Genomic DNA, 26510 nt, shown 5'->3' on the forward strand with positions numbered 1-26510 from the left:
AACTATACACACCCACACCCACCACCGCAACCCAGTGGGTGATGAGATAGAACACCAATAAAAATACTAGTCAGATATCTATAAATTCTACAGTGCTGGTTGGGGGTGCGAAATACCCCGAAGCTATGAAGCTCTTCACTGTTCTTAAAAAGCGCGTATTCCCGTCATGCCACCTCAAAAACTCGAATCGCTAAAATATACTTTTCTCTTTAGGCCGCCGCACTGAAGATATAAATGAAGGGTTCCCATACATCGAACTGTGTGGAAACCCTTCAAGATCCTGTGGTAAACGGGAATAGTAAACCCTATACTACGGTAATCGCGCCCTGGTTTTTCTTGCCCCGACGCACGATTGCATACTTACCGTGCAAAAGCTGCTCAGATGAGATCAGGGCATCTTCACCTTGAACCTTCACACCATTGACAGATGCGCCGCCTTCTTTCAGGATACGTCGCGCCTCAGACTTGGAAGAGGCAAAACCAAGCTCCGTAAGCGCAGTAATCAGATCCAGCCGATCCGAAGAGAGCTCAACCGAAGGCAGCTCATCCATTACAGCCTGAAGAGTGCTCTCGTCCAAGGACGCAAAGTCTCCCTTGCCAAAAAGAGCTTCCGAAGCCGCTATGGCCTGTTCCGTAGGCTCAACACCGTGAACAAGGGTCGTAACCTCATAAGCAAGCCGTTTCTGTGCTTCACGCTTGTACGCTTCGGCTTCGACCTTATGCTCGTATTCGCCAATCTCCGCACGAGTCAAGAAAGTGAAGACCTTCAAACGATCTATTACATCCGCATCAGCGGTATTAAGCCAGAACTGGTAAAAAGCATATGGAGAACACATCTCGGGGTTCAGCCAAATTGCGTTGCCTTCGCTCTTACCAAACTTCGTGCCATCAGAGTTTGTAATCAGAGGGGTTCCAATAGCATGAACGGTTTTTCCCTCGACCTTGCGAATCAGCTCGGTGCCGCTGGTGAGATTACCCCACTGGTCAGAACCACCGGTTTGCAAAGTGCATCCGTACTGACGGTTAAGCTCAAGATAATCTAAGCCCTGCAAGATTTGGTACGAGAACTCAGTGTAAGAAATACCTTCTTCAGAGTTTAGGCGTTTAGCAACAATTTCCTTCTTGACCATCGTACCCACACGAAAATGCTTACCAATATCGCGCAAGAAATCGATAGCCGAAAGCTGCCCGCCCCAATCCAAATTATTCACCATACGAGCCGCGTTCTCACCCTCAAACGAAAGAAAACGCTCAATCTGAGACCGTAGAGATTGAACCCAATCAGCAACGACTTCTCGGGAGTTAAGTACGCGCTCCGATGTCTGCCGGGGGTCTCCGATCAGACCAGTAAAACCGCCCACCAGACCTAGGGGGTAGTGCCCGGCAAGTTGCAGACGACGCATTACCAAAAGCTGCACAAGGTGCCCCAAATGTAAGGATGCGGCGGTAGGGTCGTACCCGGTATAGAATGTAAGCTTTTCATCGCTCAATGCTTTTTCAAGTGCCTCTTCGTCAGTACTCACATGCACGAGTCCGCGCCATTTGAGCTCCTGCCAGATGTTCTCGAACGTGTCGTCATTGTGCTGCGCATTAAGGATGTCGGCAGACATGGTTCTCTATGTTCTCCGTTCCATGACATACGGTGTAAAAATATTTGATGCGCAGAATACAGCCTGCACATAGTAAGTACACCCAGGATTGATAGTTATAGCCTAGCACTACGTCGCTACCTGCGATACATGCCAACACTACTTACGGGTCTACTTTACGACTGGGCAGATCCGGCTGCTTCAGCACCTAGACCTGCGGGCATTGAGGTTCCTACCAGATGAAGCCGCTGTGTGGGGCGAGTCATTGATACATATAGATCACCTACAGCACCTTGTGCATCGTCAAGAAGCTGCTGCGGTTCCACGATGATGACAACATCAAACTCAAGCCCTTTAGCTTCCCAAGGAGTCAAAACAAGAACCTGATTTTCGACGGCGTCCTCAGCGGTTCCTGTACGATCCGCATGTGTTTCCATAACTGCACGCGCCACCTGTGTGTACTGGGCGGGGGAACAGACTACTCCGATAAGAGCCCCATCTCCTAGGGCAACCTCATCACTCACGCACTGGACAGTCTCAGCAACCACGTGTTCCTGGGGCACCCGATGGATAAAAGGTGCCCATTGTCCTTCACGCACAGCACGAGGTGCTGACACTTCATACCCGGCTTCGCGTGCAACGGCGACCGCCGCATCCGCAATTTGTGCCGGGGTACGGTAGTTAATCGTCAATTCATCAAGAGTAAACCGTTCCCCCACAAAAGGTTCAAGAGCCTGAGACCACGATGAAGCGGCAGAGGCTGAAGACGCCTGCGCAATATCTCCCACTACCGTAAACGATTTCATGGGGCATCGTCGCATCAGCAAACGCCATTGCATAGGCGAAAGCTCTTGCGCTTCATCCACAACAATATGCCCATAGGCCCAGGTGCGATCCGCCTGTGCCGCAGCTGCAGCAGTCATACGATTGATACCTACCTCGTTGAGAGCGGCGATCTGCTCGGCCGTAACAACGCCGTCTGCACCAATATCGGCGAGTGTCTGATGCACATTCTCAAGTGCTTTTGACGCATTCTCAAGGTTAGCTCGATGCTCAGCCTCTGCGCGCGCTGCTGCCGCCGCACCCGTGACCCGGGAGAAATCACCGAGAAGCTCCGCAGCTTCATCCAGTAAAGGAACATCAGCCTCAGTCAAAGGAGCATCGGCAAGGCGTTTGAGAAGTTCCCTTTCTGCCTCAGTAAAACTCTGAGTTGCAGACTCTAGATATTGCTGTTTCGAGAACAGGGAACGCACCAGCGTTTCAGGTGAAAGCGGCATCCAGGCAAGGTTAAGAGCACGTCGTACATCCAAAGAAGCACGCACATCATCTTGTAAATAAGGGCGGTCCACAATGCGACCGGCGGCTTTATTAAGCTGATCGTCCAGCACGCTCGTCAGTTCCTTAAGCAAAATTTTGACGAACGTCTCGCGAGCTTCATTATGTGGTTTTCCAGTAGCACGAGCCCGAGAACGTGCTGAACGTACCATCTGTGGAGTAAGAACAACATCAGTGCCCTCAACGTTGAGGCGCTGTTCCCGCTCAGGAACTTTTTGGCGATCTTCAACTGCTTTCTTGATTACCTCTACCATGCGCAAATCACCCTTAAGCGCAGCGATACGACGATCGTTCTCGGGTACAGCGCGAAGCCCAGGGTACAGTGTTGCCAAGGAAGCCATGACCACTCCGGTTTCGCCCAGAGAAGGCAGAACACGCTCAATGTACCACATGAATGAATGCGACGGTCCTACCACTAATACACCCGCTTTAGCGAGGCGTTCTCGATTTGTATACAGCAAATATGCCGCACGGTGCAGAGCAACTGCAGTTTTACCGGTACCCGGTCCGCCCTGAACAACCCGAACGCCTGGCAACTCGGAACGAATAATCGCATCCTGCTCGGCTTGGATGGTCGCGACGATATCATTCATCCGCCCGGTACGTTTCTTATTTAAAGCCGCGAGAAGCGCACCTTCACCATGCAAAGTGTCGCTATCCTGAAGCAATTCGGAGTCGAACACTTCATCTTCGATGTTGGTGACGGTACGTCCCTCCAGCATCAGATGCCGCCGACGCTGAACCCCTAACGGATTAAACGCCGTAGCCTGATAGAACGTGCCAGCCTCGGGGGCACGCCAATCCATCAAAAGCCGCTTCTGGTCGCTATCCATAATTCCTAAACGGCCGATATACCGAACCTCATCGGCTCCGTCTTTTGTAAGGTCAAGACGACCAAAAACAAGCCGCGCATCCACTGCGTTAAGCTGGGCCAGGCGATCTTCGTAATGGGTGGCAAAAGAGTCCCGTTCGGAACGGTTTTGATGCCCACCAACCGCCTGATTCTTGCGAACATCCGCGAGTTTTTGTGAGGTTTCTTCCCGTAAATCATCTAGTCGTGCATAGATTTTTGCAACATGTTCGCGTTCTTGGGCAAGCTGCTGCGCAAAGACACGTGTAGCAACATTCTCGGAAACATTCTTAGATGTTTCTGCGGGCATAAAAACTCCTTTAACGGCATAACGCCGATTAACTCACGATTTACGGCGATGCCGAAAACAGAGTATCTATTTTACAGGGTTATATGCACGCTCAAAAGCTATGTCTATGTGCTTTGAGGCAGGACGTTACTCAGAAACTACACTTAAAGTTTCTACTCGGTATTGCGCCAGAGCTTCACGCCCGCCCAAACCTTTGAGCTCCAAGAGAGTGCCAATTCCTGCTACTTTCAGCTTCGCACGTTCAATAAGCTTCGTGGCAGCCACCAGCGTGCCACCGGTTGCCAAGATATCATCGAGTAGAAGCACGCGGGTTCCCGGTGCGAAATCATGACAGTGAATCTCGATAGCTGCAGTACCATACTCAAGCTCATATTCTTCGCGGTATGTTTCACGGGGCAGCTTACCGGCCTTACGTACCGTCATAATGCCTTTGCCGGAGGCATAAGCAAGCGCTGACGCCATAAGAAAACCACGGGCTTCTACACCAGCGACAACGTCATAAGTACCTTCAAAAAGCCGTGCTATCTCGTCAATAGATGCTTTAAAAACCTCAGCGTTTGCAAAGAGAGTGGTGACGTCGTAGAACAGGATTCCCTGATGTGGGTAATCCTGAATGGTTGCGCATGCCGCTGGAATAAGCTCTTGCATGGATGCGAGCGCAGAAACGTTCATTACTCTCTCTTTCGGAGGTCAGCGGGTTTTGGGATCAGTCGATGTATGTTCGCCGCAGAATTAATGCGGCACGGTGGCTTTGACAGCCTCAAGAATTCTACCTTTTTTCGATAAACATGGCACGTAGTTCATGTTTAAGGATTTTTCCAGTGGGCCCCAACGGCATGGAATCTACAATTCGATAATGGCGCGGATACTTATAGGCAGCGAGTTTCTCACGCGCGAGAGTATCTAATTCTTGAATCAGCGATTCATCATCCTTGTGCCCGCGAGAGACGACAACAGATGTAATCTCCTCGCCAACGAGCGCATCATCAAGACCAATAACGGCAACGGCTCGAACCTGCGGATGCGCTTGAAGAACATCCTCTATTTCACGAGGGTAAACGGAATACCCATTACGCAGCACCATGTCTTTAATGCGGTCCACAATATAAATATTGCCATTGTTATCCAGACGAGCTATATCTCCGGTGGCAAACCATGTACCGTCGAAAACCTCGTCTGTAGCCTGAGGGTTATTCCAGTATCCCGCCATGATATTTTCGCCCGAAACCCAAAGCTGCCCATGAGTTCCTGCAGGTAAAGATCGACCTTCATCGTCACGTATCTGCACCTGCACTCCCGGAAGCACACGTCCGACGGAGCCAATTACGTGCCCAAACTGGGCCTGATTAAAACTGACAACTGGTGAGGTTTCGCTCAGCCCATACCCTTCATATATAGGACAGGAAATTAACGCCTCAAATGCACTATGTGCAGACGTGGGCAGGGGCGAGCCTCCAGAAATACCAAATCGGATGCGTCCTTTCAGCTGGCGAGCGTTAGACGGGTTTTCTTCGAGTGCGGCTATAAGCGCCACATACATACTGGGTACTGCTGCAAGAACCGTCACATCGGCTTGGTCGATGAGTTTGATTGCCTCTTCGGGGGTGAACCTTGGCAAAAGAGCGATGGTTGAGCCAGCAGCGCATGCCGCGTTGAGGGTGACTGTTTGCCCAAAAGCATGAAAAAGAGGTAAGCCACCAAAAATAATATCTTCAGCGGTAAATCCGAACACTTGAGCACAGCTTTGGGCATTGCTCATAATATTAGCGTGCGTTAGGGTTGCACCCTTGGGCTTTCCCGTAGTTCCCGAGGTATAGAGAATAAGCGCCGGATCCGCCGGGCTTACGGGGCATAATTTGAGTTCTGGTTCAGACGGATGGTCTGTTCCAAAGGGAACTAATGAAGATTGAGGGTCTGCACTCGTGCCGCCTAATATCTCAAGATGCACGGTTCCGTCACACACGAGGGGCACTTGGTGTGCTTCAGCTGCTAGGCGGGTTCCTTCCCAGGCAAAGAGCATGGTAGCGCCGCTATCCTGCAGATGATGTTCAAGCTCGGCACCACTCAGCAGAGGGTTTAACGGAACACAGAGAGCACCGCTTGCCAGAATGCCATAGTATAGAGCGGGCATCAGGGGAACATTAGGCAAAGAGAGCGCTACTCGATCGCCTTCCTTCACACCACATTTTCGCAGATATGCCTGTACCCGAGCCGCCGCCTGCCCCAGTTTTCGATATGTCACCGTAGCGATATTCGAGGAGGCTGAAAATACTAGCGCTGGAGTGTTCTCGTGTATGCGGCTTGCGAGCAGATGTGCAATATTGTGCGATGTTGCCGGTTCAGGGGCGGAGGCATTCTCAACAGTAACGGGCATCGTTTCTTTATTCCTGTTATATGTTCTTGCGTAGCATGAAAAAGCTCTAACTCGGGGTAGTACTAACAGCACAATATGGCGTTTGTTTAGTCTTCTCCATTCTAAACCCGTCAATCTCAAGCAAAGTTTACAGCATACCTATAAACCGAGCTTTTTACCTGTCACATTTATTCAACAAATTTGTATTCTGATAAATTCGTAATAGTATTTATGAATAAATCAAAATAAACGATAATCTCCTATGCAGGAAGCCTCCATGACCGATAACTTTTCACCATCATCTCAGGTCTCCCCCGAACTAAAAGACCAAGAGCTCGAATTCCTCAATTCGATCTTCGACCTTGCCCGCAATAATAAGCCTATTGCGCTCCAGTCGCTCCTCGATCAAGGCATACCGGTAAATCTCACAAACTCCCACGGAGACACCCTCCTCATCCTTGCCGCTTACCATGAGCATGAAGAAATCGTGCGCGTTCTTCTCAAAGCGGGCGCAGACCCAGATCGTCTCAATGACCGTGGGCAAACGGCGTTGGTCTGCGCGGTATTCCGCGATAACCTCACTATCTCTCAGTTACTTCTTGATGCTGGCGCCAATGCGTCTTTAGGTACACAAACCCCTGCGGATGTTGCTCGGTTCTTCGACCTACCGCGTATGCAAGAACTTCTCGCTGCGGCAGCATCAACCACTGAATAGCACACAGAGGCAGCGGGAACAAACCATCACGTCTCAATTTTGCGCCCACCGCCTCGTGCAAACCATAGCTTTACACGGCATTCAACGTATCTGAATATTCAATAAAGTCTTTTATTAGTTTGTAGACCATGCCAAGAAACTAGCTGCAAGTTCCTGTCCACCAGCAGGATCGCGGGATATTACCATTACGGTATCGTCTCCAGCTATTGTGCCAAGAATTGCCTCTAAGCCGCTCTGATCGATAGAGGACGCTAGGAATTGCGCGGCACCGGGTGGGGTACGCAAAACCGCAATATTGCCCGAGCCTTCCGCCGTGATAAGCAGCTCTTTAAAGAGCGAAATCATGCGTGCATCGGGAGCTGCCCCTCCCCCACGACGCGCAGGATAGTTTGGAACAGCATATATGAGACCAGCGCCCTCATCACGAATACGTTCAGCACCAATTTCTACAAGATCACGTGAGAGCGTAGCCTGAGTAACTTTCATACCGTCATCGGTAAGATATTGCGCCAGCTCAGCCTGAGAACGTACACGGCGGGTCTGCAACAATTCCACGATACGTGCCTGACGCGCGATTTTTGTCGAGGGGAAAGGCATTTTGTCTTCTACTTCCTTCGGTTCCAACCACAGGTTGAGTCTAGTCACGGACCCCACGAGGTACCGCACCGCTCTCAATACTCAAAGATAATACATATACACATAATTATGCGACCTAAATATCGATTATGCGCAACTTTATTTGAAAACTTTTACGTTTCTAGCATACTTTGTGGACTTTATATCCTCTATTCCCGCATACAAAAGCGGAACCTGACCTCGCATATTCTACAAGGTCAGGTTCCGCCTACTACTGTGCTACTTTTGCCGCGACTCTACATCGTCCTGTGAAGATTCTTCCTCAACGATGTAGCCCTCATCGTCCTCTTCATAGTCGTCAGATTCCTCGAATCCGTCGACATCTACATAATCAACACGAGAGCGGCGATTAGACCATATGCCAAAAGCGCATCCACCGATCAACACAACAAGAGCTAGCGCAAAACTACCCCAGCCAACGAGGTACTGCTGACCTACACTGCCCTGCTCAATCGCTTTAACGCTTCCTTTTTCACCGGTACGCACAACCTCAATCTGGTGGTCAGAGGTCTCTGCGACTAAAGCACTTACCTCACGGGGGAAATCCTGCGCATAGGTTCCAGTCTGCGTACCACGAAAATCGATATTTTCACCCGCATGGACCTCATAGGTGTCCTTCAGGTTTGAGCGATATTTCATGCCGTCGATGCGGTTATCTTTCGGCAGATTACCCTTATATTGCGCTACATTGGAGTCTGTTTCTAAATCGGGGGTCAAATCAACGTAACTGCCTTCAATAACCCAGCTTTTGCCCTCGTATTCCGCGTCCTGATTCGCGGAGAAAAGCGCACGAACACCCACAACGCACAGAACGATTGCAACCACGATAGCCAGAAGTACGCTAAATACCGATACCCAATTGATGTGGGGTCGTTCTTCGTAGTATTCATCGTCGGCATCGCTCATGCCGAAAAAATCATCCCTGGATTCTTCAGTACCCTCGTAATCGACGTCTTCGTATTCGTCATCACGCTGTGTCATGCGCTCTCCTTATCGTGTTTCCTGTACTAGGGTACCGGTGCCTTAGCCTTACGGAAAGTTAAGACGTGATAGAACCTTCACAGAGTGACGATTTTCTAACGCTCACCTACAGCTTGGCAAGTACATGACTCGTATGAATACATAGCTAACGCCCCTTCTGATCCGTGTAACGGCGAAGGGGCGCTAGTGATGAACTATGCCATAGTGCGTCTACACACGCGCCACAGCCCCAAAGCGTTCCGCGGCAACAGCAACCGCTGCCTCACGCGAAGCGCTTGCTTCTTCAGCAGTGAGCGTGCGATCAGGTGCTCGGAAGCGCATAGCAAACGCCAATGATTTTTTACCGCTCTCGACACCCTGGCCACGATAATCATCGAAGACTCGCAAATCTTCGAGCAATTCCCCGGCGCCATCACGAAGAGCCTGAGCTACCTCAGAAGCAGGAATATTCTCATCGACCACAAGAGCAACATCCTGAGTAGCTGCCGGATAACCGTAAATAGGCGATGCCTGAGGCACACCCAAGCGGGAAGCAAACAGTTCAGTAAAGTTCACCTCAAAAGCACAGGTACGTTCAGGGAGATTCTCAGTCTGCAGGAGCTTCGGATGCAGCTCGCCAGCATAACCGATAGTTTGTCCGTCCTGTGTGCGGAGCTGCGCGGTTCGTCCAGGATGGAATGCCTGATGGGTTCCTTGGGCAATCACAATCTCAACACCTAAAACATCCGCTATGAGGCGCGCCGCATCCAGCGCATCGCGCCAGTCATAGGCACGAGCCTGAGTGCCAGGCATTGGCTCGTGCTCGGCGCCAGCAAACAGGCCACTAAAATACACAGGCTGCTCGGGGATACCCGCATTCAAATCCGCAAGAACCTCATCACTGGGCCGTTCACCCAAAGGAGGGATACTAGCGGAGCCCTGTCGTTCACCAGGAATAAAAACGCGGCCAGCTTCAAAAATCTTCAAGTTTTTGAAACCGCGCGAGAGATTCCGCTGCAAAACCTCTGTTAAACCGGGCAGGAGCGAGCGACGCAGCCATCCCTCAGCAGAAGAAATTGGGTTCGCTAACCGTACCGAGTTCACTTTTTCGCCGGCGGTTGGCGAAGACCAAAGATTATTCGCTTCCTCCGAGACGAAGGGATAAGCGAAAACCTCGGTCAACCCAGCTGCCGCGAGCGCATTAGCAGCTCGCCGACGGGCGGCTTGTTCTGGGGTATATCCGTGACCTGCGGGAGCGACGGGTAGAGTGTACGGAATATTCTCGTATCCATCCAAACGAGCAATTTCTTCCGCTAGATCTTCCGGAGCCAGCAAATCATTACGCCACGAAGGAGCTTTTACGGTGTATCCCGTCGCGGTCGCCTCAACCTCACATCCTATTTCTGTGAGAGTATTGACGATCTGTTCGGGTGAATACTCCACCCCGATACGGTTCGCCACGTAATCCTGGGGAAGGTCGATGACCACCGGCTCGCGAGAAATCACGACATCGGTCACCCCCGCATCTGCAACTCCTGCTGCGAGCTCGACAAGCAGCTCAACTGCACGCTGGGCAGCCGCTGGCTGAAGTTTCGTATCTACCCCGCGTTCAAAACGCTTAGACGCTTCAGAGATAAGCTTATGACGGCGCGCGGTACGCGCAATGGAAACTTCATCAAAGCGTGCCGCCTCAATCAGAATATTCTTTGTCTCGGTCGTGACCTCGGTAGAAGCACCACCCATGACACCAGCAAGGCCGATAACGCCAGAATCATCGGTAATCACAATGTCCTCTGGATGCAAGTCGCGTTCAACGCCGTCCAAAGTCGTCAGCTTCTCCCCTGCGACTGCTCGGCGCACCACGATTTCTCCCTGTACCTTATCGGCATCATAGAAGTGCAGCGGCTGACCAGTCTCAAGCATCACGTAATTGGAAATATCAACCGGCAGCGAGATAGAACGCACACCCGCTAAGCGCAAGCGTGAAGCCATCCACGTGGGTACTGGCGCGGTTGCATCCACACCATTAACCTGGCGCATGGTGAAGCGTATAGTTGCCGGGTTATCGTGAATTGGCGTGGAATCCTCTAGACGTACCGAGATGCCTTCAGAGTTAGCCTTGGGGGCGCGAGCGCCGTATTCCAGAACGAAGTCGTTAAAAGAAGTTCCGGTCGCATGCGCATATTCACGGGCAATACCGCGAATCGAAAACGCATATCCGCGATCGGGAGTCACATTAACCTCTGCTGCTTCGTCATGCAGACCCAAAAGTTCCAACGCATCGGAACCGAGGTCCGGGTCAAGACCCAGCGTAGAGAGCACCAAAATACCACCGTGATCTTCACCAATCCCCAGCTCTCGGGTAGAAGCAATCATACCGGCAGACTTATGTCCATAGGTTTTACGGGCGGTAATGGCGAAGTTTCCGGGCAGTACGGCGCCAGGAAGAGTTACTACGACTTTGTCGCCGACCTTGAAGTTATGGGCACCGCAGATAATACCCTGCACGCCGGATTCTTCAATGCCTTTGCCGGTGAGAGTCTGTGTTTGTCCTTCGGGAACTACGCGCACCTGGCACCAATTCACTGTCTTGCCGTTGGAGTGAGTTTCGGGCTCCAGTGAAAGCACCTGACCGACCACGATGGGGCCGGAAATCTCATCGGTAGGACGATGCACATCCTCTTCCTCTAGACCTACCTTCACGAGAGTTGCAAGAACGTCCTCAGCCGAGGCATCCGCAGGGACAGGCGCAAATTCGCGCAGCCATGATAGGGGTATACGCATAGTGTCTAAATCTCCATCCCGAACTGCTCAGAGAAACGGATATCGCCCTCAATCATGTCGTGCATATCAAGGACATTATTACGGAACATGAGGGTACGCTCAATACCCATGCCGAACGCAAAACCCGAATATACATTGGGGTCAATGCCTGCGGCACGTAAAACATTGGGATGCACCATGCCGCAACCGCCCCACTCAATCCACTGGGGCCCGCCTTTCGCGTGGGGGTGCCATAGGTCGAGCTCTGCAGAAGGTTCCGTGAAGGGGAAGAAGTTCGGACGCAAACGAATCTTCGCTTCTTCACCGAACATTGCACGCGCCATATATTCGAGAGTTCCCTTCAGATCAGCCATGGTCAGTCCCTTATCGACTGCCAAGCCTTCAATCTGATGGAATACCGGGGTATGCGTAGCGTCAAGCTCATCTGTGCGATAAACCTGACCAGGGCACACAATGTACAGTGGCAGCTCACGGGTAAGCATGGAACGCATCTGTACCGGGGAGGTATGGGTACGTAAAAGAAGATGCGTTTCTTTAGGCTCTACATAGAAAGTATCCTGCATCTCGCGTGCCGGATGATCTGGCTTAATATTCAGGGCATCAAAGTTGTACCACTCGGACTCTAGTTCCGGTCCATCGGCGACTTCCCAGCCCATACCCACGAAAATATCGGTAAGTTTTTCCTGCATCAACGCAACAGGGTGACGCCCGCCTAATGAATGGCGTGCTGTGGCAGCGGTTACATCTACCGCTTCTTCCGCAAGGATGCGCGCCTCGCGCTCTGCTTCAAGTTCTGCGGTACGGGCCTCAATAGCCTCGGTGAGTACCGCACGCGCCTGTCCTAAAAGTTTACCGACCGGCCCCTTATGCTGGTTTTCAAGGTCACGCATCTGCCGGTTGGCAAGGCTTAAGCTGCCTTTATCGCCAAAGAACCCAAGACGTACTTCCTTGAGCGAGTCAAAGTCTTGCGCGTGCTCACGCAGAGCTTTCTGCGCGCGTTCACGTTCTGCCTCGAAGGCTTCTCGAACGGTTTCTAAACCGTTCTCAGGGTTCTCTTTTAAAACCTCTGCAATACGGGCAAGAATGTGCGCTGATTCGGGCGCGTTCTCATGTTCCTGCACGGAATCGGTCATAACTACTCTTCTCTGCATTTGTGCATTGTTCTCACCAGGCGGGCGCGCCGCAGGGCACGCAGACACGCGCTATCTTTCTAGTTTAGTGCAGTTGGAGTCTTCTTTCACGATAGCTTGTGTCTATAGGCCCTAGGCATGAAAAACTACGGAACATTTTTCCGATCAGAGTAGCCGAAAGCCTTCCACAAAATCTCAGCGCAACCAGCGTTAAATTTAAATAGATCCTGGCCGCATCACCTCTGTGAATGCAGCCAGGAATTATGTCGTCATTTATGTATTTAGACGAGGAGCTCTTTAACAGCGGGGTCAAAAGCGGAACGAATCCATAGGACGTTCGTGATAAACCAGCCAGCATAGATGGGAACAAGACCGTAATGCTGGGAGTTAAGAATATTGCCGATCATCGACATAATAGCGATAAAAGCGCCCAAAATCGCAAATATCAGTCCAAAAGTAAGACCGATGCGTTTACCTTTCTGAATGGTGAAATAAACCCATAGATAAACGACCGCTGCCACGGCTAGAAGCACGAGACCGCCCCAAACCCCAAATTCCGGAAGGCCTTCAAGCGGTTTGAAGTTGTTTGGCGCAAAAGCTGAGATAACACCATGAAGAAAGCACAAAAGCGCCGATACAATCATGATTTCTTGAAGACGGAAAATTTTAGGGTGTTTCGATGGTGAATTAAATAGGCTGTCGTGCGATTCGCCGCCTTCTTGGATGTAAATCGCTTGAGTATCCGAAGGGGCTGAATCACGTCTAAAAGTGTTCGGATCGTACTGAGGTGCTGGAGTAGTCATCATTGTCTCCCACGATGTATATGTGATTTCTAGCTCAATAGTACCCTGAGGGCTTACGGAAACAAATTAAATTTCCACAATATGACGCATAGCGGCTGGCCAACGTCCGCTATATGAACGTAGACCAGCCGCTAAAGGTTGAATACGAAGCTTAGTTAAAAAGTTTTGATGCTATAAAATCGTTCTCGTCTTTAACTCCTGCCGGAATAGCGAAGACCGCGCTCCCGGTATGCCGCAGATACTCACTCATAGCATCCGATGCCATCATGGTACTGAGCAAAGGAATAAAATGCGTGCGAGGGTCACAGATAAAAGCGATAAAAAAGAGACCGGCATCCAGGTGCCCCAGCCCGTCAGAGCCATCCGTGTAGTTATACCCACGACGAAGTATCTGTACCCCGTTGTTTTGGTCTGGATGCATCAGACGCATATGCGAATCATCGGGAATAATGGGACCGTATTTGCCCTTCATATTAAAATCCGGAGCGGTAAATTCTTCACCGCCTGACAGCGGCGCGCCTGTTACTTTGGTGCGCCCCACGATTTCTTCTTGTTCCCGTAGCCGGGAGCGGTCCCATGTCTCGATAATCATGCGGATGCGGCGTGCCGCAAGGTAGGTGCCGCCGTCCATCCATTCGGGGTGCCCCTCCGAATTAGATTTTGAAGCCCAGACATGCTTTTCCAACAACTCTGGATTCTGAACCTTAATATTGTTGGTACCGTCTTTGAACCCGAAGAGGTTGCGCGGGGTATCCTGCGTACTTGACGTGGATGCGGTACGCCCAAATCCGAGCTGGCTCCACGCTACAACGGCACGACCCGCCGCAATACGCACTAGGTTTCGGATAGCGTGAAAAGCCACCTGGGGATCATCAGCACAGGCTTGAATACACAGATCGCCGCCGCTTCGCTCGGGTTCTATGACATCCCCCGCCATCTTGGGAATGTCTACCAAGGCGGGCGGAAGTTTATCTTTAAACCCGTACGTATCTTTGCCTTCTGAATCCACGAAAAACGATCGCCCCAAGCCAAAGGTGATAGTTAGATGCCCAGCAGAAAGGTCCATAGCTTCGCCGGTATCTTTTGGAGGTGCTTCATAGGAGGAGTCCTCCCCCACGAATTCTCCCGCCATGAGTTTACGCGATGCTTCTGACCATTCTTTAAAAAGCTTCTTGATCTCATCCTTCGATGTGGTTTTAAGAGTGAGAGCCGCGAAATACATGCGGTCTTGGGCATCTGTCGAGATACCACTCTGATGCTCACCAAAGAAAGAATATGAGTCTTTAACAGCAGACTTACCCGAGGCCTCAGCATTTTTTTGGTCTTCTGCGGAACATCCAGCAAGAGCGCCTACAGTTGCCACAGAGGCAGCCGCTATACCTGCGCCCGTCATCAGAGTCCGTCGACTGGTACCACGAGATACGTCTGACTGGTCAGCAGTGTGGGATTGCTGAACCTGTGTCGTGGGTGTTTTTTCTTCACGCATGAGATATTCTCCCTAAATATTTTGGAGATTATATGACAACTGTGTGTCAGTTGAGTATTTGAGAACCGACCGCCCGCAAGTGTCTCTGTATCCGCGATTATCTCGCGAATGTAGAAACGCTCACGGACGGCTCAGCGTCTAGGCAGCATCTCTCAACGCCATCAATCCCCTGTGTGATCAGGATCTGTACGTTGAAATGCTGATACGTTACTTAGCTGTTGCCGATGAGGTACCTGCCGCTGGCTCGGAAGCATCCTGCGAAGCTCCAGCGGAGGACTCAGATGACGCAGCCGGCTTCGAAGAAGAAGTATCATCGCTCTTGCCCTCAGCGGACTCACCGCCTGCCACGGTCTCAGTCATCTGCGAGACAGGCTCTGCGAGCGCAGTCACGGCATCGGAGAGCTCACGGACTTCTTCTTTGCTCAGCTCGTCATAGGGCTTGAAACCGTCGCCCTGCTTGTACTTATCCAGGATCTTCTGCACGGCGTCGAATTTCTCTTGCAGAGTCTTGGCAAGCTCAGGGTTCTTCTTCTGCAGAATCGGCAGAAGGTTTTCGTAGTCCACCTTCGCACCATCTACGTTACCCTGGAAATCGGAGAGGTCAGTGTGTGACCAGTTCTCTTCCTCACCGGTCAGTTTGGTGTTGACAACCTCGTCCAAGAGCTCTTTCGCACCATTGGAGATCTGGAAAGCATCAAGCTTAAACTTATCCGAATGCACGTAATCGTACAGCTCTTGGGTGTCCTTCACGAGCGTTTCGCTGACTTGTTTACGTTCTTCAGTGGTAAGCGGCTTGTATTCCTTTCCGCCGTTGGCGTCTGCCTTAGGCTGCCACAAGTCTTTCTCGATCTTGTGCCAACCGGTCCACTCCTGAATCTTACCTTCTTCAAGGTCGGTTTCACGCGCATCCAGCTTGAGGTCTAGGGTCTCACCGTAGCTTTCCGCAATGGGCTCGATGCGCTCGTAATGTATACGGGCCGCCGCGTACTTAGCCTTTGCCTCCTCGTTCTTGCCTTCTTGGTAGAGCTTGGCGAACTCGTCAGTATCGGTTTTAAGCGCCTCGACCTGGTCTTTCACGTATGAAGAGTATTGCGTAACTGCGGTATCGCGCATAGCCTGCTCATCAGCAGAGATGGGCTGAGCGCTCTCGTTCTTGACAACTTTAAGATCACCCTTGATGCCGTCGCCAACCATACCGGGCTTGCAGGCTGTCTTATACGAGCCTTCAGGAAGTTCAACAGTGAGATCACGAGAAAGGTTGGGACCAATGTTTTCGACCTCAGAAATAATGCGCAGTCCGTCGGAGCCTAGTACGTAGAACTCGGTCACTTTCGAGCCTTCGTTCTTTACCTTGAAGGTAACCTTACCAGCTTTAACTTCGGTGGCAGAAAGCTTGCACTCGGTATCGGTTGAAGTAACCGAGATGGAACCGTCAGCGGTTCCGCCAGAACCACCTGAGGCGTTATTCGCGCTATTGGGCGTGCACCCGGTCAGCGCAATAGCGCCGACTGACAGCAGGGCACCTGCGGAGTATAGGGACTTTCGCATTGTGTTTTCCTTTGTTCGGGGACAGAGAAATATGAAAAATCAGTTATCCGGCATCGGAAGTAGGGGTCTTAATACCTGCAGAGTTGGAGGAAGAAGCAGTTTCACCAGTGATTTTATTAGCCACCTTCGATACGTGCACCATGCCAGATGCTTGAGGCGCATCAGCAGCTTTACGCGAAGGGGTGTGACCTCGCTTTTGTTTCCAGAAGAAGAGGGGCATAACGATACCCACGTACAGCACCCACGCTATAGCTTCGACCCACGTGGTAGTGGTTGAAAGGTTAAAGACTGCTTTCAGGATCGTGGCAAGGAAACCGCCCGGTTCGATAAAGTCTTGAGAAGCGAATGCTATATTGTTCAGTCCCGGCAGTATTCGTGCTTCCTGTAGATCGTGAATACCATAGGAGAGCACACCAGCGGCAATAATAATGAGGAAGGCGCCGGTCCAGGTGAAGAACTTCGCAAGGTTGATCTTCATAACGCCGCGCATCATAGCCCACGCGATGAGTACTGCCGTCAAGATACCAACAATGGCACCAATGACGGGGAGCACCGTACCAATCTCAGTACCTTGGGTAGCGGCGCGAGTGGCAGACCAGATAAAGAGCGTGGTTTCAAGACCTTCACGCCCTACCGAGAGAGTCGCAAGAACTATCACGGCCCATGAGCTAGTTTGAACCGCATCAAGTTTTCCGTGAAGTTCCGCAGAGAGGGCGCGAGCGTTTTCCGCCATCCAGAACACCATCCAGGTGACAAATCCAACCGCAATAATCGAGAGGGAACCGCCGATGGCTTCTTGAGCTTCAAAGGTCAGCGTTTCAGGTCCAAAGGTCAGGATTGCTCCGAAGATGAGCGAAACAGCGATGGCGGCTGCAACGCCAACCCAAATAGGTGGGAGAAGGTGATTACGCTTGGTCTTGTGCACATAGGCAATAAGGATACCCACGACAAGCGCGGCTTCTAGCCCTTCCCGTAGACCGATGAGGAAGTTACCAATGAATATTCCCCATGATTGTGCATCAAGACCCATAATTCGTCACCGCGTTAGATTAGACAAAATTTCTTTTCTTTAATTTAACTCTAAAGGTTCCCTGGGTTACACGCCCCATCAGGATCGTGTGAGACTTAGCACACCATAAGTGTAGTGTTGGGATAGGCATAGTTTACCTACAGAATGTCTGCATAATAACAAGGGACCCAACGCTTGTTCAGAAAGAAATATCCGTCAACCTTTCATTTTTTACAGAAATAACGGATACTTATGCCTTTACGCTCTGGAAATGCCTCACAAGACGCACCGTTATATTTCAGCTCTGATGGAGTATGCTCAGCAGCTCCCGCACTATAGGCAAGTCGGCAGGAATCCAGGGTAAATCAAGAATATCTTGACCGCTCTGCTTCTTCACCGAAACCCATCGAAGTTCACGATGATCTTGGAGTGGTAAAGGCTCACCCCTGCTAATCTCGACAAGGAACACCCGCATAGCAGCCTTCTCGTTTAAGACCCAGCCTTGCGGATGATCTCCCTGTACCTCAGAACCAAGATGTACGCTCACACCAAGTTCTTCCATCAGTTCACGTTCCAGCGCCTGCTCGCAAGATTCCCCCGACTCAACCTTGCCACCCGGAAACTCCCATAAACCCGCAAGGGATTCGGGTGCAGACCGCTGCGCAACAAGCATCCAAGAGGGTGATTCAAGGCTGTCTACAATAGCAGCGCCCACCACTTGAACGGAATATTCCGACATCTTTTCCTTTCGAGAATAAGCATTCCAGCAGACCAAGAAGATCTATAAGTCCGGGATTTCTACCGGCTAATGGGATACGCTCGTGGAGTCCTGCGCTTCGGGACGGTAAACATCCGGTTCCAGATATATAACACGTGCCGCCGGTACCGCCTCACGAATACGTTCTTCAGTTTTGTCGATCTCGTTCGCAACGGTAATTCCCGTATCAGCATCATGAATGCGAATCTTAGCCGCAACTAAAATCTCTTCAGGTCCCAGATGCACAGTCTTAATATGAATAACACGACCCTGATCCCCGTTTTCGATTGCAGCACGAATTTTCGCGAGATCCTCCGGGGAAGCAGCCTCCCCCAGAATCAAAGACTTCATCTCAGAAGCAAGGAATATAGCAATAAAAACCAGAAGTATACCGATAGCCAAAGTTCCGGCGGCATCCCACAGACCGTTGTCGGTCAGCAAAGTCATCGACACACCGAAAAGAGCCAAGACCAAGCCAAAAAGTGCGCCCGCATCCTCCAGCAGAAGTACCGGAAGCTCCGGATTCTTTGAGGTACGTAAGAAACGAAGCCAGCTCTGCTGTCCTTTCATCTCGCGCGATTCTTTAATAGCAACGCGGAACGAGTTACCTTCCAGGAGAATAGAACCTACAAGCACCGCAACCGGTACCCACTGCCATTCCGTAATTCCGTGAGGGTCATGCCATTTCTCGTACCCTTCATATAGCGCGAAGAGGCCGCCAAGCGCGAAGATAATAATAGATACGATGAAGGCATAGATATAGCGGTTACGCCCATAACCAAAAGGGTGCTCTTCGTCTGCTTCTTTTTGCGCTACTTTGCCGCCTACCAGCAGAAGTAACTGGTTACCCGAGTCTGCCACCGAGTGAATAGCCTCGGCCAACATTGAAGATGAACGGGTCAGAAGGTAGGCAATAAACTTAAGAACCGCAATGCCTAGGTTCGCGCCTAAAGCCGCAAAAATTGCGCCTGATCCGGTGTGACCAGAATGAGCGGACATTCTTTCTCCAATACATGTCTGTGTTTCAAAAGTTCTTATTTTAGTGAGCCAATAGGTCCGGAAGCTATCGAGTCTGGTGTTGTGCCATTGCCGAAGCATAGAGGCATATCGCTGCAGCAGTACCCACATTCAGCGATTCAGCCGCGCCGTACACTGGAACTGCAATGCGCATCGTAGCCGCAGATTTCTCCTCAGCACTAAGCCCTTGAGCTTCATTTCCAAAAAGCCATATAGTAGGACGAGAAAGGTCAAACGCACCTTTCACCCCCGCCGGAGCTTCACTGTCAAGACCAGCGCGAAGAACTGCCGCGTGGTCAATAAGGTCTTGAAGATTTACAGTACCGTACCCATCGGCGGCAAGCACAACGGTTCCCTGAGATTTTACATCCTCGGCAAATTCTTCCAGCTCAACACCTTGAATAATGGGAACGTGAAAGAGAGAACCTGCCGTTGAACGTACTGTCTTGGGGTTATAAAGATCAACTGCCCCCTTCGTGGTGATAACGAGATCGGCCCCTGCCGCATCCGCCACACGCAGAATAGTACCCGCATTCCCAGGGTCCTGAATCCTGGATAGTACAGCGATAAGTTTAGGGTTGAGAGCGTTTTCACCCCATAAGACAGAGAACGAAGTATCCACCATGAACGAAATGGCAATAATACCTTGCGGGGTTACGGAATCCGCCATAGCCGCCAAGACTTCATCGGTCACGACACGCATAAAGACACGGCGGCCTTCCTCAGGTGTAGGGGTACCGTGCGCTTGTTCCAGAAGTTCAGCAATATCGGGGTGACGCTTATAAGCACTTTCCGTAACGTACACGGCGTCTAACACCGGCGATTGCAGATGAGCTTTCAGCGCCTCACGCACGGCTTGGGGTCCTTCGACCATGAACTGTTTTTTCTTGGTACGACCACGACGAGTGCTCAGCTTGGCGATGTCACGTACACGATCAGCATACGGATTCGACATCACGGTTGGGGAACTTATGCGTTCTAGAAAATTCACCCTTTAAGGGTACAGGCAAAAGGTAACCGATGCGCTCCCCCGCGCACACTGAAGTGGGGCTGCGTTTTACAGGATTTCTATGTAAGTAAAAAACGGTCGCCGTCATGAGACACGGCGACCGTTTACGCTTTAATACCCGCACTGCTGCAGATATTACCTGGCTCTCAGTTACGCTTTAGGAGCCGAGGTATCCTCAGGTAGGTTCTTCTTAGCGATCTCAACCAGAGCGTTGAAAGCTGCTGGCTCGTTCACAGCGAGCTCAGCCAGCATACGGCGATCAACCTCAACACCGGCAGCCTTAAGGCCCTGAATGAAACGGTTGTAGGTCAACCCCTGTGCACGGGATGCAGCGTTAATACGCTGAATCCAGAGGCGACGGAAATCGCCCTTCTTCTTACGACGGTGGTCGTAACTGTATACGAGCGAGTGGGTGACCTGTTCCTTAGCCTTACGGTACAGGCGCGAACGCTGACCGCGGTAACCGGATGCACGATCGAGAATAGTACGGCGCTTCTTGTGCGCGTTAACCGCGCGCTTCACACGTGCCACGTGTGTCTCCTTCGTCTTATGTCCTGAACGGCCATCATGTTATACCGTGCAGGAGCGAGTCTTGGTCTGTGATGCGGGTTTTCCCGCTTCTCTAGGCGAATTGTAAGCGTAGCTTACTTACCCAGCATCTTCTTAACAACCTTTGCCTGGCCACCAGTAACAATCTGGTCGGATGCCAGACGACGGGTCAGACGAGATGACTTGTGCTCCAGGTAGTGGCGGCGGTTCGCCTGCTGGCGCTTAACCTTGCCGCTACCGGTGAGCTTGAAGCGCTTCTTAGCACCAGAGTGGGTCTTCTGCTTCGGCATAGCTGCCGTTCTCCTTACATTCATCCCCGCGCGAGCGGAGTAGCTTGAGGGGGAAGAGTGCCCTCCCCCAAGGACGAATTACGATCGGGGATTAACCCGCCGTGCCAAACTCAAAGTTCAAGGACGCCACCTCCACGAGGGGCGCCCCCAAGCTGTGTTTCGGCTCTATTACTCGGCTGAAGCCTGAGCTTTCAACTCGGCAGGCATAGCATCTGCCAATGAGTTACTAACGGGCTTCGCCGTAGTCGTGTCGAGACGCTCGCGACCCTTGCGGTTGCTTGAGTTCTGTCCACGGCGCACTTCTGCTTTACCGCGAAGCGGTGCCAGAACCATCACCATGTTGCGTCCATCCTGACGAGGACGAGACTCAATGGTGCTCACCTCAGCCAGTTCTTCTGCCAAACGCTCAAGCAGACGCACACCCATCTCGGGGCGCTGCTGTTCACGACCTCGGAACTGAATCATGGCCTTGACTTTATCCCCACCGGTCAAGAAACGACGAGCGTGCCCAACCTTGGTTTCATAGTCATGGGTATCAATCTTCAGACGGAAACGGATTTCCTTCAGAACGGCGTTAACCTGTTTCTTGCGGGATTCACGAGCCTTGACCGCAGCTTCGTACTTGTACTTACCGTAGTCCATGAGCTTACAAACGGGCGGTTTCGCGTTCGGGGCAACCTCGACAAGGTCGAGTTCGGCATCCTCAGCAAGACGCAAGGCATCTTTAAGAGGAACAACGCCTACCTGCTCGCCACCGGGGCCAACAAGTCGGACCTCCGGAACGCGGATACGATCGTTTATGCGTGGTTCGCTAATGAGTAGCTCCTGTGCTCTGTGGGTTTCCCCGTGAATATTATCCGTGGCGAGCACTAAAAAAGCCCTCGCCGTTTACAAGCGAAGGCACACATCGAATACCGAAAATTCGGTTATCTAACCCGTCTGCCTCACACCATATGCGGGCGGATGCGGGTGGGAGTAGACTCCACTTGCAAACAGTACATTAGTCTACCGGGTTTACAGCTAATTCACAAGAAAATGCCAAGAACGATAACCTTCTTCGTCATATTCCCGTTTTATCCCTGTGAAGCCGGTCAGTCAGCCCAGTAAACCTGCCGTGAGGGGCAGCTACGATTATGCGCATTACGCTACCCCGCACAAGGCAAAATCTTATCTGAAAACCTGTGTAGCGAACATATGAAGATTTACATTCACGGATCGTTCAAGGTACTTCAGCACGCAGAATTAGTACACAGGACCGGTAAATTTCTCGCCAGGCCCTTGCCCCGGCTCATCTGGGATTGACGATGCTTCCCGAAACGCCAGCTGTAACGTCCGCAGCCCATCACGCAGCGGGGCGGCATGCTGCGAACCAATTTCCGGCGCCGCCGCCGTCACAAACCCCGCCAATGCAGTAATAAGTTTGCGTGCTTCATCCAAGTCCTGTAACTCCGCAGCATTATCTTCGGCAGCCAGACCGCATTTGACGGCTGCAGCGCTCATGAGATGGACAGCCGCAGCACCGATAATCTCAACGGCTGGCACATCGGCAATATCCCGCATCTGTTCACTAACGGCATGCATTTGTTCATCAGTTAGCTCTGTACCGCCGTGTACAGGTACAGATTCATTTGATGATGCGCCAAATTGAAAACTATTCGTCATATTACTCATGGTTCTAGAATCTCACACTCTCTAAAGTTCACCAAGACATCATCAACTGAGCCTACACAAATCTATGAAGCAGAAAGAAGCTTAATCTGCACAGAATCAACCACCTGTGACATAAGGTCGCTGCTCGCCAAACTCCGCTGAAAATCCTGAATTACCATATTGAGCTGTTCGCGGGTAAGTCCGGGAAGAACAGCAAGTTTAATCGCAAGTTCAGGACCGGCACCTCCGCCCCTTAGGATCTTCCCCGTGCCTGTGCGTGCCTGTACGCCATCACCAGTATCACACTGAATATCTACCAGAGCGGGTTGTGTAGAGATAAGGCGTTTTAGTTCATTTAGTACCTCGTCGTTGAGATACGAAGGGATCCACGGTTTCCCCTGCGCCAAAGACCAAACAGCGGGGCGACGTACCACAAAGGTGAGGTTCTGACCAGGATTCACAACAATGAGTTGGTTATCATCTTCCACAGCACTCAATGCCGTTTTACGCATAGAGGCTGCAACCGGGCGAGCCTGTGGGTGCCACTGCGTCAAAGCATCAACACTCGTAAAAACAGGAAGAGCTTTTCGACCGTCGGGAGCCTGCAGGCTGACTAATGCCATGTCAGCTTCTTTATCAGATACCAGACCATCATGGGTTATATGAGCTTGTGAAAGCTGAGCAACAATCGGAGCAAATATTCGCACTTCACTCAACGCTTCAACAACTGTTGCCTCATCAACTTCATCAGCTTCAAAAGAGGTCAGAACCCGCGCTAAATCTGGGTTCGTCAAGCCATCGTCTCCATAGTATTGATGGGTTTGTGACGTTCCCTCTCCTAGGTTCCTCCCTTTCCAGGGCTGTCCGCCAGTATCAGTTTGCCTCCCAGCGCTGCGCAATTGAGCCGCAATATGCTCTGGCAACGCGCGCCGTGCAGCTGCACGCTTTTGGGGTTCAGACAGATTCCGTTGTTCTTGTGGGTTATGAGGCATCATCATTAGCCGCCTTAAGAGCCTCCTCAAAAGTAAAATTGCCGACGTACAGTGCCTTCCCTAGGACAAGACCTTCCAAGCCCTGATTCGTCAGCGCACGAAGAGTGCGAATATCTTCCAGAGAAGCAACACCTCCCGAAGCCACAACGGGATGCTCAGTGAGACTGAGAACTTCACGAAGCAGCTGTAGCCCAGGCCCTGAGAGAGCACCATCTCGGCTTACATCTGTCACAATATACCGGCATGCTCCCGCAGTTTGCAGCCATCGCACTGTGTTATGCACGGAATCGCCACACCATTCGGTCCCACGTGCTACAACGGTTCCGTTGCGAGCGTCCAAACCCAGAGCTATCCGCTCACCATAGTGCCCTAGTGTTTTCTCTAACCATGCCGGATGCTGCAGCGCCGCCGACGTCACATTGATGCGATCGGGTTCAAGACTCAAGGCGAATTCCAAAGAACGTTCATCTTTAACACCGCCACTGACCTGTATTTTGATAGGATTCTGAGCTGTCGCACGAACTCGATCAATAACCTCTCGAAGAATGCGGGTGTTGTTACCACGACCAAACGCCATATCCAGATCAACAAGGTGAATCCATCGTGCCCCCGCGCGGCGCCACGATAGAGCCGCTTCCACTGGATCTGTACCCTCACTCTGTTGGGAGAGGCGACCGCCTACGGGACGCACTGCACGCCCCTGAGCAATATCGACTGCGGGAAGAAGTTCTAGAGTACCCATATTCTTATCCCTGTGACCCGTATACGAAAGTTACATATGCCCCGTACCCAAAGAGGGCTAAAGCAATAATCCACAGCACAATCTGCGCGCCAAGAGATATGCCCTGTTTACGGAAAGATATACCCCCACCGGCAAAGAATGCCCCAACAGTCATAAGAATAAGTCCGGAGTATAGAGGTGACATGTGATGCTCCTTCGCAGTTTTTCGTAAAATTTATGATGCTACAAACGGTTCATGACGGGAAGATGCGCAACCCAGCGGCGAAGAAATTCTTCACCTGCAGCACCCGAAGCTACCGGACAAAATTGAATTGCTGTGAGAGGACCGTTCTCGACAGCTGCAATATAACGCGGATCTGCATCAGTCCAACTGACAGCAGGCGGCTCCATATAGTCTATACTCTGGTCAAAATCCCAGGTAAACACGGCATCCTCTGCCTTGAAATTCAAGGGTTCAGGAAGATCCTGTAAAAATTTACTGGACGCAGCAGCCTCAACCCTATAGTGTCCTGGATGAGCCCCAGCGGTGGCCAGAGCTTGTGCAGCACCCGGCCACTCTCCCAATGCAGAAATATCAAGGTCTCCAAGATCTGGGTTCACGGTTCGGATAACTTCAAACAGCATCCCAAAACCAGCCCCCGCAACAAGGACAGGACGGCCGCCTGCAACACGCCTGCCAAGCACCCGATCACCGTGGAGTTTCCGCACAGCCTCGTATGTTTCAAGAGATTTCTTATGACCAGCAATCACCATACCATCAGCGTCTCGTAGAGAATCGAGATCTGTGGTAACGAACGCTTGGGCACCGACACGCTCGCACGCTTGCTGGAGCTCGCCATATGTGCCGAATTCGCCAAGTATAGCTACGGTGGGACGTGTGGTCATAGAGACTCCTTAGTTCCGCTCCCGCCGGATTCCAGACGAACAACCGGGCGAGCATACAAACGTCATGTATCTCTAGGGTACAAACTCCAAGGTTTCTGTCCCTAATCTCACGCTATCATCGCATACCGCATGTTACGTCGCCTGTATTGAGCACCATATGTCAAAAAGACTCTACGCGATACAGATCCTCTCTCTTCTAAAAGCTACCTGCTAATAATCACACATTAGTCAATGAGAGCAGAGAACCGCAGCCCCTACAACGCATGCATACAGTCACAGTTTCTAGGAGCTCAAGAGACAGCTACACCTGCTATTGCACGTTTGGAACCTCTAGACGCTGCCCGACTTTGACAGTTGAACCCTGCAGATCATTAAGTTTACTGATCTGCACCATGGTGTCGCGTGGATCAGTCTTCGGGTCTACCTCTTGTGCAATATCCCAGAGCGTATCTCCAGATTGAACGGTCACGTATCGGGTTCCTGCACCATGAGATTCATTTCCAGCGTTTGCTGTATGCGGCGATATAAGAATGAGCGCCCCAAGAACGACAAGGGCCGCCAACGTTATCAGCGGAATGCCAAAAACCCAATTTTTCAGAGCCCTAGAGCGATGCATAGCACGTGTAAAATATGAGGGATTGCGCTTATTAACCACCGACACACCTTTAAGTTTTTCTGGAACCCGCCGCTGTCCGCTTGATGTTTTACCGTTTACGCTCTGCTGAGTCTGAGAGGAAGATGTGACGTTCACTTTCTGTGGTGTAGCCGAGAATGAAGTCTCGTATACAGCACGTGATTGGGAAGAAGTCAGCCGAGGATGCGACATACGGGAACGGCGTGATGAAGCATAGTGTGAACGTGTTTGATAAGAGTCCTGTCGAACACGAGCTGGGTGAATAACGGTTAACCCCGCCGGAATTCGGGAGGAAGAAGTAGCCGCTGCCATAGTATTTTCCTTTCCGCTGGTGTGTGACCAGTTCATATCCTCGCCGTTACACACCATTCTCAGTGCTCATAATGCGGTTGACATGAGTTCATATTCCTGCAGAAAGCACATATTTTGCTTTCGGATTCTCTCAAGATGCTCTAGAAATACCGAAGTACTTCGAAG

General features: G+C 51.3%; 25 protein-coding genes. 1 reads left to right on the forward strand and 24 read right to left on the reverse strand.

Features of this window, described 5'->3' with window-relative positions; genetic code table 11:
* Positions 1 to 305: 305 nt before the first annotated feature.
* From tyrS to HMPREF2981_RS03975, 4 genes are all read right to left on the reverse strand, one after another.
* Positions 306 to 1610, reverse strand: coding sequence for a tyrosine--tRNA ligase (gene tyrS, locus HMPREF2981_RS03960; RefSeq protein ID WP_048751581.1), 1305 nt, complete (start codon positions 1608 to 1610; stop codon positions 306 to 308).
* 155 nt (positions 1611 to 1765) lie between these two features.
* Positions 1766 to 4084, reverse strand: coding sequence for a HelD family protein (locus tag HMPREF2981_RS03965; RefSeq protein WP_070660926.1), 2319 nt, complete (start codon positions 4082 to 4084; stop codon positions 1766 to 1768).
* 126 nt (positions 4085 to 4210) lie between these two features.
* On the reverse strand, positions 4211 to 4756 hold the full coding sequence (locus tag HMPREF2981_RS03970) for an adenine phosphoribosyltransferase (protein ID WP_070660929.1): 546 nt from the start codon (positions 4754 to 4756) through the stop codon (positions 4211 to 4213).
* A 97-nt stretch (positions 4757 to 4853) separates the two neighbouring features.
* Complete coding sequence (locus HMPREF2981_RS03975; RefSeq protein ID WP_070660932.1) at positions 4854 to 6458, reverse strand: AMP-binding protein; 1605 nt, start codon at positions 6456 to 6458, stop codon at positions 4854 to 4856.
* Between the two features lie 256 nt (positions 6459 to 6714).
* On the opposite strand from HMPREF2981_RS03975, the gene HMPREF2981_RS03980 reads away from it, so the two are divergent.
* Positions 6715 to 7152 (forward strand): ankyrin repeat domain-containing protein, encoded by a 438-nt coding sequence (locus tag HMPREF2981_RS03980; protein WP_070660935.1) that lies wholly within the window; start codon positions 6715 to 6717, stop codon positions 7150 to 7152.
* A gap of 114 nt (positions 7153 to 7266) precedes the next feature.
* Here HMPREF2981_RS03980 and HMPREF2981_RS03985 read toward each other — a convergent pair whose 3' ends face one another.
* From HMPREF2981_RS03985 to HMPREF2981_RS04080, 20 genes are all read right to left on the reverse strand, one after another.
* Complete coding sequence (locus HMPREF2981_RS03985) at positions 7267 to 7749, reverse strand: arginine repressor (protein ID WP_037231933.1); 483 nt, start codon at positions 7747 to 7749, stop codon at positions 7267 to 7269.
* A gap of 258 nt (positions 7750 to 8007) precedes the next feature.
* A complete protein-coding gene (locus tag HMPREF2981_RS03990) occupies positions 8008 to 8769 on the reverse strand; it encodes a hypothetical protein (protein WP_004006298.1) in 762 nt (253 codons plus the stop codon).
* Positions 8770 to 8979: 210 nt separating this feature from the next.
* Positions 8980 to 11532 (reverse strand): phenylalanine--tRNA ligase subunit beta, encoded by a 2553-nt coding sequence (gene pheT / locus HMPREF2981_RS03995; protein ID WP_070660938.1) that lies wholly within the window; start codon positions 11530 to 11532, stop codon positions 8980 to 8982.
* Positions 11533 to 11537: 5 nt separating this feature from the next.
* Entirely contained in the window at positions 11538 to 12665 is a 1128-nt protein-coding gene (pheS, locus tag HMPREF2981_RS04000; protein ID WP_070660941.1) for a phenylalanine--tRNA ligase subunit alpha, read from the reverse strand.
* A gap of 278 nt (positions 12666 to 12943) precedes the next feature.
* Positions 12944 to 13465 (reverse strand): ABC transporter ATPase, encoded by a 522-nt coding sequence (locus HMPREF2981_RS04005; RefSeq protein WP_239652978.1) that lies wholly within the window; start codon positions 13463 to 13465, stop codon positions 12944 to 12946.
* A gap of 151 nt (positions 13466 to 13616) precedes the next feature.
* The gene (efeB, locus tag HMPREF2981_RS04010; protein ID WP_070660944.1) at positions 13617 to 14951 is read right to left on the reverse strand and encodes an iron uptake transporter deferrochelatase/peroxidase subunit; all 1335 of its coding nucleotides are present in this window, start codon (positions 14949 to 14951) and stop codon (positions 13617 to 13619) included.
* Positions 14952 to 15158: 207 nt separating this feature from the next.
* Positions 15159 to 16499 (reverse strand): iron uptake system protein EfeO, encoded by a 1341-nt coding sequence (efeO, locus tag HMPREF2981_RS04015; protein WP_004006293.1) that lies wholly within the window; start codon positions 16497 to 16499, stop codon positions 15159 to 15161.
* Between the two features lie 43 nt (positions 16500 to 16542).
* Complete coding sequence (efeU, locus tag HMPREF2981_RS04020; RefSeq protein WP_070660947.1) at positions 16543 to 17529, reverse strand: iron uptake transporter permease EfeU; 987 nt, start codon at positions 17527 to 17529, stop codon at positions 16543 to 16545.
* 277 nt (positions 17530 to 17806) lie between these two features.
* The gene (locus tag HMPREF2981_RS04025; RefSeq protein ID WP_070660950.1) at positions 17807 to 18247 is read right to left on the reverse strand and encodes a (deoxy)nucleoside triphosphate pyrophosphohydrolase; all 441 of its coding nucleotides are present in this window, start codon (positions 18245 to 18247) and stop codon (positions 17807 to 17809) included.
* A gap of 66 nt (positions 18248 to 18313) precedes the next feature.
* Positions 18314 to 19264, reverse strand: a complete 951-nt coding sequence (locus HMPREF2981_RS04030) for a cation diffusion facilitator family transporter (protein WP_070660952.1) — start codon at positions 19262 to 19264, stop codon at positions 18314 to 18316.
* 64 nt (positions 19265 to 19328) lie between these two features.
* The gene (locus HMPREF2981_RS04035; protein ID WP_246825263.1) at positions 19329 to 20237 is read right to left on the reverse strand and encodes a TrmH family RNA methyltransferase; all 909 of its coding nucleotides are present in this window, start codon (positions 20235 to 20237) and stop codon (positions 19329 to 19331) included.
* Positions 20238 to 20441: 204 nt separating this feature from the next.
* Positions 20442 to 20822, reverse strand: a complete 381-nt coding sequence (gene rplT, locus HMPREF2981_RS04040; protein ID WP_004006288.1) for a 50S ribosomal protein L20 — start codon at positions 20820 to 20822, stop codon at positions 20442 to 20444.
* Positions 20823 to 20935: 113 nt separating this feature from the next.
* The gene (rpmI, locus tag HMPREF2981_RS04045) at positions 20936 to 21130 is read right to left on the reverse strand and encodes a 50S ribosomal protein L35 (RefSeq protein WP_004006287.1); all 195 of its coding nucleotides are present in this window, start codon (positions 21128 to 21130) and stop codon (positions 20936 to 20938) included.
* A gap of 168 nt (positions 21131 to 21298) precedes the next feature.
* Positions 21299 to 22000, reverse strand: a complete 702-nt coding sequence (gene infC / locus HMPREF2981_RS04050) for a translation initiation factor IF-3 (RefSeq protein WP_080972547.1) — start codon at positions 21998 to 22000, stop codon at positions 21299 to 21301.
* 372 nt (positions 22001 to 22372) lie between these two features.
* Positions 22373 to 22792 carry a DUF1844 domain-containing protein gene (locus HMPREF2981_RS04055; RefSeq protein ID WP_013398776.1) on the reverse strand — a complete coding sequence of 140 codons (420 nt, stop codon included), beginning with the start codon at positions 22790 to 22792 and terminating at the stop codon, positions 22373 to 22375.
* Positions 22793 to 22863: 71 nt separating this feature from the next.
* A complete protein-coding gene (locus HMPREF2981_RS04060; RefSeq protein ID WP_239668129.1) occupies positions 22864 to 23574 on the reverse strand; it encodes an SseB family protein in 711 nt (236 codons plus the stop codon).
* A 187-nt stretch (positions 23575 to 23761) separates the two neighbouring features.
* Positions 23762 to 24514: a HisA/HisF-related TIM barrel protein gene (locus HMPREF2981_RS04065; RefSeq protein WP_048778736.1), complete on the reverse strand. Its 753-nt coding sequence runs from the start codon at positions 24512 to 24514 to the stop codon at positions 23762 to 23764.
* 4 nt (positions 24515 to 24518) lie between these two features.
* On the reverse strand, positions 24519 to 24698 hold the full coding sequence (locus HMPREF2981_RS04070; RefSeq protein WP_004006282.1) for a hypothetical protein: 180 nt from the start codon (positions 24696 to 24698) through the stop codon (positions 24519 to 24521).
* 38 nt (positions 24699 to 24736) lie between these two features.
* Positions 24737 to 25399 (reverse strand): imidazole glycerol phosphate synthase subunit HisH, encoded by a 663-nt coding sequence (locus HMPREF2981_RS04075; RefSeq protein ID WP_048778734.1) that lies wholly within the window; start codon positions 25397 to 25399, stop codon positions 24737 to 24739.
* A gap of 310 nt (positions 25400 to 25709) precedes the next feature.
* Complete coding sequence (locus tag HMPREF2981_RS04080) at positions 25710 to 26345, reverse strand: LysM peptidoglycan-binding domain-containing protein (RefSeq protein WP_048778732.1); 636 nt, start codon at positions 26343 to 26345, stop codon at positions 25710 to 25712.
* Positions 26346 to 26510 lie beyond the last annotated feature (165 nt).

Origin of the sequence: Rothia sp. HMSC069C01 (assembly GCF_001814655.1) — a bacterium.
GTDB lineage: Bacteria > Actinomycetota > Actinomycetes > Actinomycetales > Micrococcaceae > Rothia > Rothia dentocariosa.

What these genes read in the sequence shown, in the direction of transcription:
- HMPREF2981_RS04080 (WP_048778732.1), bottom strand. Translation starts at nt 26,345, where the DNA reads ATGGCAGCGGCTACTTCTTCCTCCCGAATTCCGGCGGGGTTAACCGTT.
- HMPREF2981_RS03980 (WP_070660935.1), top strand. Translation starts at nt 6,715, where the DNA reads ATGACCGATAACTTTTCACCATCATCTCAGGTCTCCCCCGAACTAAAA.
- pheS (WP_070660941.1), bottom strand. Translation starts at nt 12,665, where the DNA reads ATGACCGATTCCGTGCAGGAACATGAGAACGCGCCCGAATCAGCGCAC.
- HMPREF2981_RS03975 (WP_070660932.1), bottom strand. Translation starts at nt 6,458, where the DNA reads ATGCCCGTTACTGTTGAGAATGCCTCCGCCCCTGAACCGGCAACATCG.
- HMPREF2981_RS03970 (WP_070660929.1), bottom strand. Translation starts at nt 4,756, where the DNA reads ATGAACGTTTCTGCGCTCGCATCCATGCAAGAGCTTATTCCAGCGGCA.
- HMPREF2981_RS04065 (WP_048778736.1), bottom strand. Translation starts at nt 24,514, where the DNA reads ATGGGTACTCTAGAACTTCTTCCCGCAGTCGATATTGCTCAGGGGCGT.
- HMPREF2981_RS04070 (WP_004006282.1), bottom strand. Translation starts at nt 24,698, where the DNA reads ATGTCACCTCTATACTCCGGACTTATTCTTATGACTGTTGGGGCATTC.
- HMPREF2981_RS03965 (WP_070660926.1), bottom strand. Translation starts at nt 4,084, where the DNA reads ATGCCCGCAGAAACATCTAAGAATGTTTCCGAGAATGTTGCTACACGT.
- HMPREF2981_RS03990 (WP_004006298.1), bottom strand. Translation starts at nt 8,769, where the DNA reads ATGACACAGCGTGATGACGAATACGAAGACGTCGATTACGAGGGTACT.
- HMPREF2981_RS04025 (WP_070660950.1), bottom strand. Translation starts at nt 18,247, where the DNA reads ATGTCGGAATATTCCGTTCAAGTGGTGGGCGCTGCTATTGTAGACAGC.
- HMPREF2981_RS03985 (WP_037231933.1), bottom strand. Translation starts at nt 7,749, where the DNA reads ATGCCTTTCCCCTCGACAAAAATCGCGCGTCAGGCACGTATCGTGGAA.
- HMPREF2981_RS04055 (WP_013398776.1), bottom strand. Translation starts at nt 22,792, where the DNA reads ATGACGAATAGTTTTCAATTTGGCGCATCATCAAATGAATCTGTACCT.
- efeU (WP_070660947.1), bottom strand. Translation starts at nt 17,529, where the DNA reads ATGGGTCTTGATGCACAATCATGGGGAATATTCATTGGTAACTTCCTC.
- HMPREF2981_RS04030 (WP_070660952.1), bottom strand. Translation starts at nt 19,264, where the DNA reads ATGTCCGCTCATTCTGGTCACACCGGATCAGGCGCAATTTTTGCGGCT.
- HMPREF2981_RS04005 (WP_239652978.1), bottom strand. Translation starts at nt 13,465, where the DNA reads ATGACTACTCCAGCACCTCAGTACGATCCGAACACTTTTAGACGTGAT.
- HMPREF2981_RS04075 (WP_048778734.1), bottom strand. Translation starts at nt 25,399, where the DNA reads ATGACCACACGTCCCACCGTAGCTATACTTGGCGAATTCGGCACATAT.
- pheT (WP_070660938.1), bottom strand. Translation starts at nt 11,532, where the DNA reads ATGCGTATACCCCTATCATGGCTGCGCGAATTTGCGCCTGTCCCTGCG.
- HMPREF2981_RS04035 (WP_246825263.1), bottom strand. Translation starts at nt 20,237, where the DNA reads ATGTCGAATCCGTATGCTGATCGTGTACGTGACATCGCCAAGCTGAGC.
- efeO (WP_004006293.1), bottom strand. Translation starts at nt 16,499, where the DNA reads ATGCGAAAGTCCCTATACTCCGCAGGTGCCCTGCTGTCAGTCGGCGCT.
- efeB (WP_070660944.1), bottom strand. Translation starts at nt 14,951, where the DNA reads ATGCGTGAAGAAAAAACACCCACGACACAGGTTCAGCAATCCCACACT.
- rpmI (WP_004006287.1), bottom strand. Translation starts at nt 21,130, where the DNA reads ATGCCGAAGCAGAAGACCCACTCTGGTGCTAAGAAGCGCTTCAAGCTC.
- tyrS (WP_048751581.1), bottom strand. Translation starts at nt 1,610, where the DNA reads ATGTCTGCCGACATCCTTAATGCGCAGCACAATGACGACACGTTCGAG.